The sequence below is a fragment of the Curtobacterium sp. MCSS17_016 genome, from assembly GCF_003234255.2.
Taxonomy (GTDB): domain Bacteria; phylum Actinomycetota; class Actinomycetes; order Actinomycetales; family Microbacteriaceae; genus Curtobacterium; species Curtobacterium flaccumfaciens.
In genome coordinates this window covers 2,000,525-2,014,038 of the sequence record NZ_CP126254.1, presented here as the reverse complement: position 1 = coordinate 2,014,038, position 13,514 = coordinate 2,000,525, and the positions used below count along the sequence as shown (strand labels likewise).

14 protein-coding genes are annotated in these 13,514 nt (G+C 70.7%); 1 reads left to right on the top strand and 13 read right to left on the bottom strand.

The genetic code is table 11. The features are described from left to right. Positions 1-59 precede the first annotated feature (59 nt). From DEJ19_RS09595 to ybaK, 13 genes are all read right to left on the bottom strand, one after another. Positions 60-461, bottom strand: coding sequence for a preprotein translocase subunit YajC (locus tag DEJ19_RS09595; protein WP_111232722.1), 402 nt, complete (start codon positions 459-461; stop codon positions 60-62). 90 nt (positions 462-551) lie between these two features. Continuing rightward, the gene (ruvB, locus tag DEJ19_RS09590; RefSeq protein ID WP_111232723.1) at positions 552-1,595 is read right to left on the bottom strand and encodes a Holliday junction branch migration DNA helicase RuvB; all 1,044 of its coding nucleotides are present in this window, start codon (positions 1,593-1,595) and stop codon (positions 552-554) included. Next, entirely contained in the window at positions 1,592-2,212 is a 621-nt protein-coding gene (gene ruvA, locus DEJ19_RS09585) for a Holliday junction branch migration protein RuvA (protein ID WP_111232724.1), read from the bottom strand. Before ruvA ends, ruvB begins: the two co-directional genes overlap by 4 nt. After that, positions 2,209-2,856 (bottom strand): crossover junction endodeoxyribonuclease RuvC, encoded by a 648-nt coding sequence (gene ruvC / locus DEJ19_RS09580; protein WP_071403845.1) that lies wholly within the window; start codon positions 2,854-2,856, stop codon positions 2,209-2,211. The genes ruvA and ruvC overlap by 4 nt, the downstream gene beginning before the upstream one ends. Positions 2,857-2,858: 2 nt before the next feature. Next, complete coding sequence (locus DEJ19_RS09575; protein WP_017887357.1) at positions 2,859-3,626, bottom strand: YebC/PmpR family DNA-binding transcriptional regulator; 768 nt, start codon at positions 3,624-3,626, stop codon at positions 2,859-2,861. Between the two features lie 119 nt (positions 3,627-3,745). Beyond that, positions 3,746-4,357, bottom strand: coding sequence for a pyridoxal 5'-phosphate synthase glutaminase subunit PdxT (gene pdxT, locus DEJ19_RS09570; RefSeq protein WP_111232725.1), 612 nt, complete (start codon positions 4,355-4,357; stop codon positions 3,746-3,748). Then, on the bottom strand, positions 4,347-5,267 hold the full coding sequence (gene pdxS, locus DEJ19_RS09565) for a pyridoxal 5'-phosphate synthase lyase subunit PdxS (RefSeq protein ID WP_111232726.1): 921 nt from the start codon (positions 5,265-5,267) through the stop codon (positions 4,347-4,349). The genes pdxT and pdxS overlap by 11 nt, the downstream gene beginning before the upstream one ends. 13 nt (positions 5,268-5,280) lie before the next feature. Beyond that, a complete protein-coding gene (locus DEJ19_RS09560) occupies positions 5,281-5,934 on the bottom strand; it encodes an HIT family protein (protein ID WP_258370549.1) in 654 nt (217 codons plus the stop codon). Beyond that, the gene (gene thrS / locus DEJ19_RS09555) at positions 5,934-7,955 is read right to left on the bottom strand and encodes a threonine--tRNA ligase (RefSeq protein ID WP_111232727.1); all 2,022 of its coding nucleotides are present in this window, start codon (positions 7,953-7,955) and stop codon (positions 5,934-5,936) included. Before thrS ends, DEJ19_RS09560 begins: the two co-directional genes overlap by 1 nt. A gap of 123 nt (positions 7,956-8,078) precedes the next feature. Then, positions 8,079-8,621, bottom strand: coding sequence for an adenine phosphoribosyltransferase (locus DEJ19_RS09550; RefSeq protein ID WP_017887364.1), 543 nt, complete (start codon positions 8,619-8,621; stop codon positions 8,079-8,081). Between the two features lie 252 nt (positions 8,622-8,873). Further along, the gene (locus tag DEJ19_RS09545; protein ID WP_138803336.1) at positions 8,874-9,107 is read right to left on the bottom strand and encodes a hypothetical protein; all 234 of its coding nucleotides are present in this window, start codon (positions 9,105-9,107) and stop codon (positions 8,874-8,876) included. An 837-nt stretch (positions 9,108-9,944) separates the two neighbouring features. Beyond that, positions 9,945-12,551, bottom strand: coding sequence for an ATP-dependent Clp protease ATP-binding subunit (locus tag DEJ19_RS09540; RefSeq protein ID WP_111232728.1), 2,607 nt, complete (start codon positions 12,549-12,551; stop codon positions 9,945-9,947). Positions 12,552-12,647: 96 nt separating this feature from the next. Next, positions 12,648-13,133, bottom strand: coding sequence for a Cys-tRNA(Pro) deacylase (gene ybaK, locus DEJ19_RS09535; protein ID WP_071244681.1), 486 nt, complete (start codon positions 13,131-13,133; stop codon positions 12,648-12,650). A gap of 66 nt (positions 13,134-13,199) precedes the next feature. Here ybaK and DEJ19_RS09530 point away from each other — a divergent pair, with 66 nt between their 5' ends. Further along, positions 13,200-13,493, top strand: a complete 294-nt coding sequence (locus DEJ19_RS09530; RefSeq protein ID WP_110863747.1) for a hypothetical protein — start codon at positions 13,200-13,202, stop codon at positions 13,491-13,493. The last annotated feature ends 21 nt before the right edge of the window (positions 13,494-13,514 follow it).

Here is a 13,514-nt window from a genome sequence, read left to right as displayed (position 1 = left end):
GCACACCGTGCGACGGCAGAGGGAAGCCGCCGGGTCAGACGACCCGGCGGCCGAGGGCGTCAGTCGTCGGACGTGCGCTTCGTGGCGTCGGTCTCGTCGACACGGTCGGTGTCGACCCGCTCGCCGTAGACCGGCTCACCGTTGAGCTCGGCCACCGGCTTCGGCTCGTCCTCGGTGGTCGTGGTGGTCTCGACGTCGGACGCGTTGTCGTCGACGACGCGCGACAGGGTCTGACGGTGCACGGTGACGATGGTCCCCGGCGCGATCTCGACGTCAGCGGTGACCTTCTCCTCGTTCACGGAGAGGAGCGTGCCGTAGAGGCCGAAGGACAGCATGACCTTGGCGCCCGGGACCATCTTGTCCACGAGCTCGGCCTGCTGCTTCTTGCGCTTGCGGCTGTTGTAGAACATGAAGGCCGCGAACGCCACGACGATGACGATGAGGATGACTTCTTGACCCATGATGCGTTGCCTTCTCTGGTTGCTCGGTTTCGGGCCGTAGCAGTCTAGGGCACGCCGGTGTCCGTGGCATGTCACCCAACTGATCGGCGGTCAGGCGGTGGATTCCGGGTCGTCGAAGAGCCCCGGCTGCCCGCCGTCGCCCTGCCCCGGGGTGAGGCCGAGGTGTCGCCAGGCCCGCGGTGTCGCGATGCGCCCGCGGGGGGTGCGGGTCACGAGTCCGACGCGGACGAGGAACGGTTCGACGACCGACTCGATGGTCTCGGATTCCTCGCCGACGGAGACTGCCAGGGTGTTCAGGCCGACCGGGCCGCCGTCGAACCGGGTCAGCATGGTCTCGACGACGGCACGGTCGAGGCGGTCGAGGCCGAGTTCGTCGACGTCGTACAGGTCGAGCGCACCCTGGACCGCGGCCATGCCGTCGGTGGTGCGGTGCACGAGGGCGTAGTCGCGCACCCGGCGGAGCAGGCGGTTCGCGATGCGTGGGGTGCCACGGGAGCGTCCGGCGATCTCGCGCAGGGCGGTCCGGTCGATGTCGAGTTCGAGCAGGTGGGCCGCACGGATCAGGACCTGCTCGAGTTCGTCCTTCTCGTAGAACTCGAGGTGGGCGGTGAACCCGAAGCGGTCGCGCAGCGGGTTCGGCAGCAGGCCGGCCCGGGTGGTGGCCCCGACGAGCGTGAACGGCGCGAGGTCGAGCGGGATGCTCGTGGCACCGGCGCCCTTGCCCACCATCACGTCGATGCGGAAGTCCTCCATCGCCAGGTAGAGCATCTCTTCTGCCGAGCGGGCCATGCGGTGGATCTCGTCGATGAACAGCACTTCGCCCGGGACCAGGGACGACAGCACGGCGGCGAGGTCACCGGCGTGCTGGATCGCCGGCCCGCTCGACATGCGCAGCGGTCGGCCGGTCTCGTGCGCGACGATCATCGCGAGCGTGGTCTTGCCGAGGCCGGGAGGACCCGCCATCAGGATGTGGTCGGGCGTGCGCTCCTGCATGCCCGCGGCCTTGAGGAGCAAGTCGAGCTGCCCGCGGACCTTGCGCTGCCCGACGAACTCGTCGAGCGAGCGCGGACGGAGCGCGCCTTCGAACGCGAGTTCCTCCTGCGACTCGGCGCCGGCGGACGTGATGCCGCTCACCGGCCGGCTGCCGCGGGTCGGAGTGCGCCGAGGGCGGCACGGAGCAGGGCCTGGGTGCCCATCGCGGCGGCACCGGGCTCGTTGGCGACGGCGTCGTCGACCGCGGACTGTGCCGCGTCCTCGCGCCAGCCGAGGCCGATGAGCGCCGAGACGACGTCGACCGCGGCGGGGTGCACTGCGGTCCCCCGTGCTGCCGCGACCACGGCTGCCTGCTCGAAGGCCACGAGCTTGCCGGAGAGCGCGACGATGATGAGCTTGGCCGTCTTCGGGCCGATGCCGGAGACCTTGCGGAACGTACCGTCGTCCTCGTTCGCGACGGCGTTCGCGATCTGCGCCGGGTCCATGTGGGCCAGGACGCCCATCGCGGACTTCGGGCCGACGCCGGAGACCCCGCGGAGCAGGTCGAACACCTGCAGGGCGTCGGTCGACTCGAACCCGAAGAGCAGGTGCTCGTCCTCGCGCACGATCATGGCGGTCCGCACGAACACCTCGGAACCGTGGCGCATCGTCAGCGCGTGTGCGGGGGTCACGGTGACGGCGTACCCGACTCCCCCGACCTCGATCACCACGGCCGAACCGGCGATGTCGATGCAGGTGCCCCGGAGACTCGCGATCATGCTCCGAGCCTAGGGCCGCCCACCGACGACGCCGACCTGCCACGCTGCGGGCGGGCCGCGGCGGCGGCCGCGCGGGCCAGCGGCGAGTCGACGGTGCCGCCCTGGGCGTCCCGCCAGGCACGCTGTGCCGGGGTGAGGTTCGTGGCACGCGAGCCGGCGGCGTCGGGTGATCCGAGCCTCCAGGCATGGCACACGGCCAACGCGAGCGCGTCGGCGGCGTCGGCCGGCTTCGGGGCCTCGTCGAGACCGAGCACGCGCGCGATCATGGTCTGCACCTGACGCTTGTCGGCGTTGCCGTAGCCGGTGACGGCGGCCTTGACCTCGGACGGGGTGTGCAGGCCGACGGGCAGGCCGCGGGCGGCCGCGGCGTGCAGCGCCAGGCCGGCCGCCTGCGCGGTCCCCATCACGGTGCGGACGTTCGCCTGCGCGAACACCCGCTCGACGGCGACCGCATCCGGGCGGTGCTCGTCGATCTCGGCGGCGATGCCGTCGGCGATGCGGAGCAGCCGCTGTTCGAGCGGCATGTCCGGCGGGGTGCGCACGACCGTCACGTGGACGAGCCGTGCGCGCCGGTTCGGTGCGACCTCGACGACGCCGACGCCGCACCGGGTGAGCCCGGGGTCCACCCCGAGCACACGGAGCACGGTTACTCGCCCTCGTCCTCGTCGAGCTCGGCCTGGACGTCCGCGGGGATGTCGAAGTTCGAGTAGACGTTCTGCACGTCGTCCGAGTCCTCGAGCGCGTCGATCAGGCGGAACACCTTGCGGGCGGTCTCGGCGTCGACCGGGACCTTGAGGCCGGGCACGAACTCGGCGTCGGCGGAGTCGTAGTCGATGCCGGCGTCCTGCAGGGCGGTGCGGGCAGCGACCAGGTCGCTCGCCTCGGTGATGATCTCGAAGCCGCCGCCCTGGTCGATGACGTCCTCGACACCGGCATCCAGCACCGCGGTCATCACGGTGTCCTCGTCGAGGCCGTCGGTCTTCGTGACCGAGATGACGCCCTTGCGCGAGAAGTTGTAGGCGACGCTGCCCGGGTCGGCCATGGTGCCGCCGTTGCGCGACATCGCGGTCCGGACCTCGGCCGCGGCACGGTTCTTGTTGTCCGTGAGGCACTCGATGAGCATCGCGACGCCGTTGGGCCCGTAGCCCTCGTACATGATCGTCGTGTACTCGATGGTCTCGCCCGTGAGACCCGCACCGCGCTTGACGGCGCGGTCGATGTTGTCGTTGGGGACCGAGGTCTTCTTCGCCTTCTGCACGGCGTCGACCAGGGTCGGGTTGCCGGACATGTCGGCACCGCCCATCTTCGCGGCGACCTCGATGTTCTTGATCAGCTTGGCGAACGACTTGGCACGGCGCTGGTCGATGACCGCCTTCTTGTGCTTGGTCGTTGCCCACTTGGAATGCCCGGACACGGTTCTCCTTGCGTCTTGCGGAAAGTCCCGCTCAGTTTAGCGGCCCTGTGGGCCGAACACCGGCCTGGAGGCGCGGCGCGGCTTCCGTCCCGTCGGTGCGGCGAGTGGGCGCTCACGCCTCAGGCGTTGCGCACCAGGTCGAGGAACCGGCGGTGGAAGCGGTCCTCGCCGGCGACCTCGGGGTGGAACGCGCTGGCGATGACGTTGCCCTGCTGCACGGCGACGACCTGGCCGTCGGGCAGTGCGCCGAGGACGTGGACGTCGTCGCCGCGCTGCTCCACCACGGGGGCTCGGATGAACACCGCGTGGACCGGGGCGTCGCCCAGGTCGGGCATCGGGATGTCGATCTCGAACGAGTCGTTCTGCGCACCGAACGCATTGCGGCGCACGGTGGTGTCGAGCACGTCGAGGGTCTGCTGGCCGCTGATGCCGTCGGTGATCCGCGACGACAGCATGATCATGCCGGCGCAGGTGCCGTAGGTGGGCAGGCCACCGCGGATCGCGTCGGCGAGGGGCTCGGCGACGCCGAACGCGCGGGACAGCTTGTCCATCACGCTCGACTCGCCCCCGGGGATCACGACGCCGTCGAGGGTCTCGATCTCCTCGGGGCGACGGAGCGGCACCACGTCGGCGCCGAGTTCGGTCAGCGAGGCGATGTGCTCGCGGAAGTCACCCTGCAGCGCCAGGACCCCGATGCGGGGCCGAGCGGCGCTCGTCGGACTACCAGCCACGCTCGGCGAGGCGGTGCGGTGCGGGGACGTCGGCGACGTTGATGCCGACCATCGCCTCGCCCAGACCACGGGACACCTCGGCGATGACCTTGGGGTCGTCGTGGAAGGTCGTCGCCTTGACGATCGCGGCGGCACGCGCTGCCGGGTCGCCGGACTTGAAGATGCCGGAACCGACGAAGACACCGTCGGCACCGAGCTGCATCATCATCGCGGCGTCGGCCGGGGTGGCGACACCACCGGCGGTGAAGAGGACGACGGGGAGCTTGCCGGTGCGGGCGACTTCCTGCACGACGTCGATCGGGGCCTGGAGCTCCTTGGCGGCGACGTAGAGCTCGTCGTCACGCAGGTTGCGGAGCGCCGCGATCTCCTTGGTGATGGTGCGGATGTGCTTGGTGGCCTCGGACACGTCGCCCGTGCCGGCCTCGCCCTTGGAACGGATCATGGCCGCGCCCTCGGTGATGCGACGGAGCGCCTCGCCCAGGTTGGTGGCACCGCAGACGAACGGGGTGGTGAACTTCCACTTGTCGATGTGGTTCACGTAGTCGGCCGGCGACAGCACCTCGGACTCGTCGACGTAGTCGACGCCGAGCTCCTGCAGCACCTGCGCCTCGACGAAGTGGCCGATGCGGGCCTTCGCCATGACGGGGATCGACACCGCGGCGATGATCTCCTCGATCATCGAGGGGTCGGACATGCGGGCGACGCCGCCCTGCGCGCGGATGTCGGCGGGGACGCGCTCGAGGGCCATGACGGCGGTCGCACCGGCTTCTTCCGCGATGCGGGCCTGCTCGGCGTCGACGACGTCCATGATCACGCCGCCCTTGAGCATCTCGGCGAGTCCGCGCTTGACGCGGTCGGAGCCGGTGATCGAGGTGCCAGGGGTGCCGGAGGTGCTGGTGCTGTCGCTCATGATGCCGACCAGTCTAGTGCGCCCGGGGCCACCCGTCGGCGACGAGTCGACGGGTCTCGCCGAGCAACTGCGACATGGACTTGGTCCGGGCGATGATCGGGAAGAAGTTCGCGTCCGACTGCCACCGCGGGACGATGTGCTGGTGCAGGTGTGCGGCCACGCCGGCACCGGCGACCTCGCCCTGGTTCATGCCGATGTTGAAGCCGTCGCAGTGCGACACCTCGCGCAGCACCCGCATCGCGGTCTGGGTCAGCTCGCCGATCTCGCGCAGTTCGTCCGGCGTGGCCTCGTCGTACAGCGGGACGTGGCGGTACGGGCAGACCAGCAGGTGCCCGTTGTTGTACGGGAACAGGTTGAGCAGCACGTAGGCGTGCTCGCCCCGGGCCACGATCAGGGCGTCCTCGTCGGACTTCCGCGGGGCTTCACAGAACGGGCAGTCGTCGTCGTGCCCGCGACCCCGGCCTTCGCGGCCGGCGTCGATGTAGGCCATCCGGTGCGGGTTCCAGAGCCGCTGGAACGCGTCCGGGACGGCTGCGCCGGTGGCCGCGTCGCGGATCACCAGCGGATCGGTGTCCGCGCCTTCGGAGGGCGCGGCGGCGGTGGGGCCGGCCACGTCGTCGACGTGACCGGTCCCACCGGCCTGCTCCGGGCCTCCCGACTGCGCCATCAGACCTGCGTGCGCTCGCGGATCGCGGTGAGGATGCGGTCCACGGCCTCGTCGACGGGCACCGCGTTGTCCTGGCGGCCGTCGCGGAAGCGGAAGCTGACGGCGCCGGCATCGCGGTCGTCGCCACCGGCGATGAGCTGGAACGGCACCTTCGCCTTGGTGTGCGTGCGGATCTTCTTCTGCATGCGGTCGTCCGAGTGGTCGACCTCGGCGCGGACGCCGTGCGCGCGGAGCTTCGCGATGACCTCGTCGAGGTAGTCGCCGTACTCGGCCGCGACCGGGATGCCGACGACCTGGACGGGCGACAGCCACGCCGGGAACGCGCCTGCGTAGTGCTCCGTGAGGACGCCGAAGAAGCGCTCGATCGAGCCGAACAGCGCGCGGTGGATCATCACCGGACGCTGGCGCGAGCCGTCGGCCGCGGTGTAGTCGATGCCGAAGCGCTCCGGCAGGTTGAAGTCGAGCTGCACGGTCGACATCTGCCACGTGCGGCCGATCGCGTCGCGAGCCTGCACGGAGATCTTCGGGCCGTAGAACGCCGCACCGGCGGGGTCCGGCACCAGCTCGAGGCCGGATTCCTCGGCGACCTCGCGCAGGGTGTTCGTCGCGACGTCCCAGATCTCGTCGTCGCCGACGTACTTCTCCGGGTCCTTCGTCGACAGCTCGAGGTAGAAGTCGTCGAGCCCGTAGTCGCGCAGGAGCGAGAGCACGAACGCGAGGGTCGTGGTCAGCTCCTCCTTCATCTTCTCCTGCGTGGTGAAGATGTGCGCGTCGTCCTGGGTCAGGCCGCGCACGCGGGTGAGGCCGTGGATGACGCCGGACTTCTCGTTGCGGTACACCGTGCCGAACTCGAACATCCGGAGCGGCAGGTCGCGGTAGGAGCGGGGCTGCGACCGGTACGCCAGGATGTGCATCGGGCAGTTCATCGGCTTGAGGTAGTAGTCGGCGCCCTGCCGGGTGACGTTGCCGTCCTCGTCCTTCGCCTCGTCCATGTGCATGGCCGGGAACATGCCGTCCTTGTACCAGCCGAGGTGCCCGGAGGTCTCGAACAGGTCGCCCTTGGTGATGTGGGGCGTGTAGACGAACGAGTAGCCGTTCTCCTCGTGCCGACGGCGCGAGTAGTCCTCCATCTCGCGGCGGATGATGCCGCCCTTCGGGTGGAAGATCGCCAGGCCGGAACCGATCTCGTCGGGGAACGAGAACAGGTCGAGTTCGGCGCCGAGCTTGCGGTGGTCGCGCTTGGCGGCTTCCTCGAGGCGCACCAGGTACGCCTTGAGCTGGTCCTTGTCGGGCCAGGCGGTGCCGTAGATGCGCTGCAGCTGCGGGTTCTTCTCGGAGCCGCGCCAGTACGCGGCGGCGACGCGCATGAGCTTGGCGGCGTTGCCGATCCAGCGGGTGTGCGGGACGTGCGGGCCGCGGCAGAGGTCCTGCCAGAGCACCTCGCCCGACTTCGGGTCGACGTTCTCGTACACGGTGAGCTCGCCGGCACCGACCTCGACGCTCTCGCCGGAGTCACCGTCGGACGCCGCACCCTTGAGGCCGATGAGCTCCTGCTTGTAGGGCTCCCCCGCCATCAGCTCGCGTGCCTGCTCGTCGGTGACGACCACGCGACGGAAGCGCTGGGCCTGCTTGACGATGCGGTCCATGCCCTTCTCGATCGCCTTGAGGTCTTCCGGGGTGAAGGGCTCGGCGACGTCGAAGTCGTAGTAGAAGCCATCGGTGACGGGCGGCCCGATCCCGAGCTTGGCGTCCGGGTTGATCTGCTGCACGGCCTGCGCCAGCACGTGGGCGGCCGAGTGGCGGAGGATGTCGAGCCCGTCCTGCTCCTGCAGGGTGACGGCCTCGGCGGTCTCGCCGGCCTGCACGTCCGCCGCGAGGTCCTTCAGGACACCGTCGACGCGGATCGCGACGACGCCGCGCTCACCGTCGAAGAGCTCGGTGCCGGTCGTGGTCGTCGTCGCGGTCCGGGGCTCGGGTGCCTGGGGAAGCTCGGCGGGCGCGGGTGCGACTGACTCGGTCACGATGATGGGACTCCTCGATCGAAATGGTGCGTCAAGACTAGTGCGAGACGTGCTCGCGTGCGGACGCCGGGGACGCGCTTGTGGAGAGAACGGATGCCGCCCCGACCGCGCGGTTGCCCGCGCTCAGGCCGGGACGGCGCCGAGCGTCGCGACGGGCAGCCGCGGCTCGAGACGCTCGCGCCCGTTCAGGCCGTCGAGCTCGAGCAGAGCGGCGAAGCCGATGGCCTGGTACCCGGCACGTTCGAGCAGCGTGATGGTCGCAGCGCCGGTCCCGCCGGTGGCCAGGACGTCGTCGACGACGAGCACCCGGGTGCCGGCCGGCAGCTGGCCGGGGCGCAGTTCGAGCTCGGCCTCGCCGTACTCCAGCGCGTACTGCTCGCTGAGGACCTCGCCGGGGAGCTTCCCCGCCTTGCGCACGGTGAGCACGCCGACCTGGTGCTGGGCGGCGATGCCCCCGGCCAGTGCGAATCCCCGGGCCTCGATGCCGGCGACCGCGTCGAACCCGGCTCCGACCGCGAACGGTGCCGCGAGTGCTTCGCACACGCGGCCGAACGCGACGGCGTCGGAGAACACCGGCGTCACGTCACGGAAGAGCACCCCCGGCTTCGGGAAGTCCGGCACGAGGGCGGTGAGGCGTTCGACGAGTGCAGCTGCGGTTTCGGTCACTCGCCAACGGTACGGGAGGCCCGGGGTACGTCCGACACGTCGGCGCACGGTGCGAGGCTGGTCGCCTCGTGCGGGGCCAACCGTTCGCGGCACGGTGCGGATTCCGTCGGACGGTTCGCCGAAGGTGGCTCGGTGCGAGGTTGTTTCCTCGCACCGAGCCGTTCAGTCCGCACGGGCTTCGGAACGACGCACGGTGCGTGCGTGCTTGACGCCGACGACAGCGCCGGCGCCGCAGCGCCGCAGCGCCGCGGGTCAGCGCCACATCCGCATGGCGGCGCCCTGGGTGATCCAGTCGGCCTCGCGCTGCTGGCGTTCGCGCTCCATGCGGGCCAGCGTGGCGAGGTCGACCTCGGGCCGCTCCTTGCGGGTGCGTCGGCTCCAGATGATGAGCGACATCCCGACCCGGAGTGCGATGCGGTCGGCGAGTGAGACCCGGCGGCGCACCGCGCGGGTATCGGGTGGACGGGTGGTGGTCTTCGTGGACACGGTGTTCCCCTTCAGGGCACGGCAGAGCTGCCCGGGTGTCGGGCAGGACGAATCCGCCCGGGTTGCGGGCAGTAGGAAATGAATGCGTGAGAATGCACTCCGGGATGGTCCGGAAATGTTCGGACAACGATCGCGGAATGCTCGTCGACACCGAGAGCGTCGCACTGTCCACCGACATTCTTCCGGCGTCGTCCGCGCAGATCGGACGGCACGCACCAACGTGCCGTCGAGCCGCTCAGCGGATGAACGAACCGGTGCTGCGCGAGCCTGATCGGCTCAGCGCACGGTGCCCGGAGGCACAGGTGTCAGGAGAGTGGGACGCCCCGGGTCAGCGGACGCGGAACGGGGTACCGACGCGTCCACGGATTCCACGGAACGGAGTGGTTGCGGAGATCATCATGGTCGGCCCCCTTTCGGTCTCGAGCTGGCGGAGTCGTCCGGGTCGAATGTTCGACCGTTCGCGACGAGTGAACACTATCGGCACCGCAATTCGGAGCGCAACCCCTTTTCCGGAAAACATCCGGAATTGCATTCCCGAACAGGCTGATCACGGTGCGAGGTTCGTGTTCTCGTGTCGACGAGCAGGCCCCGTGCCGAGTTCCCGGCGTGCACCGGAGCCGGGCCTCCCGGCTGCACCGTGCGTCGTCCGCGGACCGGTGGCAGCCCGCGCGCTCGGTGCGGGATCACAGGCCTGCACGGTGCGGGCAACCTCGCACCGTGTGACGGAGCACGCACGGCGCGCGCCGGCGGCGCGCAGCGCAACACCGCGGGGGTCCGCGCGCGCCGAAGGCCCGGTACCGAATCGGTACCGGGCCTTCGTGTGTGCGTGCGACCGGACTAGACCGCCGCGTGCTCCGCGACGCTCGCAGTCAGGGCATCGCCCTCGACGTCGATCCGCACGGTGTCACCCGCGGTGACCCCGCCCTCGACCACCAGGGTCGCGATGCGGTCGTCGACCTCGCGCTGGATGAGCCGACGGAGCGGGCGGGCGCCGTACTCCGGCTCGTACCCGTGCTCGGCGAGCCAGTCGACCGCCGCGTCGGACACCGACAGGAGCATGTCCTGTGCGACCAGCCGGAGCGCCGTGTCCTGCAGCAGCAGCGACACGATCGACGCGATCTGGGACCGGTCGAGCTTGCGGAACAGCACGATCTCGTCGATGCGGTTGATGAACTCGGGCCGCATCGCCTCGCGCAGCTTGCCCATGACGCGGGCCCGCAGGTCGTCTTCGGCGTAGCCGTCCGTCGCACCGACCGGGGAGAACCCGAGCGCTCCCGAGCGGGAGGCGAGGAACTCCGAGCCGATGTTCGACGTCATGATGACGACCGTGTTCCGGAAGTCGACCGTCCGCCCCTGCCCGTCGGTGAGGCGACCATCGTCGAGCACCTGCAGCAGCAGGTTGAAGACGTCCGGGTGGGCCTTCTCGACCTCGTCGAGCAGGATCACCGAGTACGGGTTGCGGCGGACACGCTCGGTGAGCTGGCCGGCCTCGTCGTAGCCGACGTACCCGGGAGGGGCACCGACCAGGCGGGAGACGGTGTGGCGTTCGCCGAACTCGCTCATGTCGAAGCGGAGCATGGCGGACTCGTCACCGAACAGCGACGACGCCAGGGCCTTCGCGAGTTCGGTCTTGCCGACACCCGTCGGGCCGAGGAACAGGAAACTGCCCACCGGACGACGCGGGTCGCCCATGCCGGTCCGGCTGCGCCGTACCGCCTTGGCGATCGCCCGCACGGCGTCGTCCTGGCCGACGACTCGGTCGTGCAGCTCGGACTCGAGCGCGGCGAGCCGCGTCTTGTCGGCCGAGCCGAGGCGGGTCACCGGGATCCCGGTGGCACGTGACACCACGGCGGCGATGTCGGCCTCCGTGATCGACGTGTCCGCGGATTCCGGACGGGAGGGGCGGGTCGCGTCCGCCGACGAGGCGGCGGTGATCCGGGCCTCCAGTCCGACGATCTCGTCGCGCAGGTCGGACGCTTCCTCGTAGTGCTCCTCGGCGACCGCGCGGTCCTTGCGGACCGTCAGGTCGGTGACCTGGGCACGCAGTGCCTCGACGTCGACGTCGCCCGACAGGGCGAGGCGACGGCGTGCACCGGCCTGGTCGATGAGGTCGATGGCCTTGTCCGGCAGGTGTCGGTCGGTCACGTAGCGGTGCGAGAGCTCGACGGCGGCGCGGAGTGCCTCGGGCGTGTAGGCGACGCCGTGGTGCTCCTCGTAGCGCGGGGCGAGGCCGGTCAGGATCGCGACGGCGTCCTCGACGTTCGGCTCCCCCACCGTGACGGGCTGGAACCGGCGCTCGAGCGCGGCGTCCTTCTCGATCCGGCGGTACTCGTTGAGTGTCGTCGCGCCGACCAGGTGCAGCTCGCCGCGGGCGAGTCGGGGCTTGAGGATGTTGCCGGCGTCCATCGAGCCGCCCTCGCCGCCGCCACCGGCGCCGACGACGGTGTGGAGCTCGTCGACGAAGACGATGAGCTCGTCGGCGTGCGCCGCGATCTCGTCCATCGCCGTGGTGAGGCGCTCCTCGAAGTCGCCGCGGTAGCGGGTGCCGGAGAGCATGCCGGGCAGGTCGAGTGCGACGACCCGCTTGCCCTGCAGCAGGGCGGGGACGTCACCGTCGACGATGCGCTGGGCGAGGCCCTCGACGATCGCGGTCTTGCCGACGCCGGGTTCACCGATCAGCACCGGGTTGTTCTTGGTGCGGCGGAGCAGGATCTCGACGGTCTGCTCGATCTCGTCGGCGCGGCCGATCACCGGGTCGACGTGTCCGTCACGGGCGCGCTCGGTCAGGTCGGTGCCGAACTGGTCGAGCGTCGGGGTGTCGCTGTCGGTGGCCTGGTCGGTGCCGACGGCGTCGTTGGTTCCTGGCATGGGGCGCCCCTCTCGTGCTGCTGCCGCGGCCTGCTGGGCGTAGTCCTGCATGACCTGCGGGGTGATCCCGGCGCTGGCGAGCAGCTGGCCGGTCACGGTCTCCTGGTCCATCACGAGCGCGAAGAAGACGTGCTCGGGGTCGGTGTAGGTGCTGCCGAAGCCCCGCGCGGCCTGCGTCGCCTCGACGAGGATGCGCTGGGCGGTGCCGGTCAGCGCCGGGCGGCCGGGCTGCTCGGCGAGCGGCTCGTGCGCCATCGGCAGGCGCTGCTCGATCTCCTCGGCGAGTCGCTGGGGATCGACCCCGGCGGAACGCACGACGGCGTCGAACGGTTCGGTGCGGACGAGCACGTGCAGGATGTGCAGTGCGTCGATCTCGCGCTGCCCCTGCGCGACCGCGTACTCGGCGGTGTGCTGGAGCAGCTCGTGGGTCCGGCGGCTGAGCAGCCGGGTGATGTCGACCGGTCGACCGAACGCGCGGACGCGCTGCTGGTCACCGGTGCGCTGTGCCGCGAGCAGGCGGGCGAGGAACTCGTCGAACGAGTCGTTGCTACCGGTCGGGCCGAACGTCTCTGGCAAAGGGACCTCCTGGGGAACTTGAGTGCCTTCGACTCAATGCAACGCAGGAGGGCCCGGGTCATTCCCGGGTGCCGAAAAAACTTGCGGCGACTCGACTCAGGTCCGCGCGATGGGTGCGGCGACCGCCTCGGTGATCCGTGCGAGGTCGGTCGGTGCCACCTCGACGTCGAAGCCGCGCCGTCCGCCGGACACGAAGATGCTCGCGTACGACAGCGCCGACTCGTCGAGCACGGTGCGGAGCCGGGTCTTCTGGCCGACCGGGCTGATCCCGCCGACCACGTAGCCCGTGCGCTTCTCGGCGAGGGCGGGATCGGCCAGCGTCGCCTTCTTGCCGCCGACCGCGGCGGCGATCGCCTTGAGGTCGAGCCGGTTCGCCACCGGCACGATCGCGACGGCGAGGGTGCCGTCGACGGAGACGACGAGGGTCTTGAAGACCTGCTCCTCGCGCAGCCCGAGGGCGGCGGCCGCCTCTTCTCCGAAGTTGGTGGCGCTCTCGTGGTGCTCGTACACGTGCGGCGTGTACGGGACCCCGGCCGCCTCGAGCGCGACGGTCGCTGGGGTGCTCGGCGAACCTGCGGTCATGCCGTGATCCTCCCCCGCCGCACCTTCCGGTCCTCGACGGCACGCGGGCGTTACGCTGAACGGACCATGACCGCCGTCCTGCTGCTGCTCCGCGCCACCGCCGCGCTGGTGCTCGGCGACCCGGCCGCCGGGGTGCTGCCCCTGCTGGCCGTGGCGGCACTCGGGCTGACCGCCGTCGCCGTGACCGTCGTCGTCGCCCGGCTGCTCGTCGCGGTGCTGGCAGCCGTCCTCGGGGTCGGCTCGGCATCCGTGTCGGACCGGTCGGCGGTGCCCGACCTGGTCACCCGGATCGGGTGGAGCCACCCCGACGCCGACGGGCACGTCCGCTCACGGGCACCGGGGGTCGCGACCCCGGCCTGACCACCGACCGGTGGCCGGGCC

What these genes read in the sequence shown, in the direction of transcription:
- DEJ19_RS09595 (WP_111232722.1), bottom strand. Translation starts at nt 461, where the DNA reads ATGGGTCAAGAAGTCATCCTCATCGTCATCGTCGTGGCGTTCGCGGCC.
- ruvA (WP_111232724.1), bottom strand. Translation starts at nt 2,212, where the DNA reads ATGATCGCGAGTCTCCGGGGCACCTGCATCGACATCGCCGGTTCGGCC.
- pdxS (WP_111232726.1), bottom strand. Translation starts at nt 5,267, where the DNA reads ATGAGCGACAGCACCAGCACCTCCGGCACCCCTGGCACCTCGATCACC.
- DEJ19_RS09560 (WP_258370549.1), bottom strand. Translation starts at nt 5,934, where the DNA reads ATGGCGCAGTCGGGAGGCCCGGAGCAGGCCGGTGGGACCGGTCACGTC.
- ybaK (WP_071244681.1), bottom strand. Translation starts at nt 13,133, where the DNA reads ATGACCGCAGGTTCGCCGAGCACCCCAGCGACCGTCGCGCTCGAGGCG.
- DEJ19_RS09530 (WP_110863747.1), top strand. Translation starts at nt 13,200, where the DNA reads ATGACCGCCGTCCTGCTGCTGCTCCGCGCCACCGCCGCGCTGGTGCTC.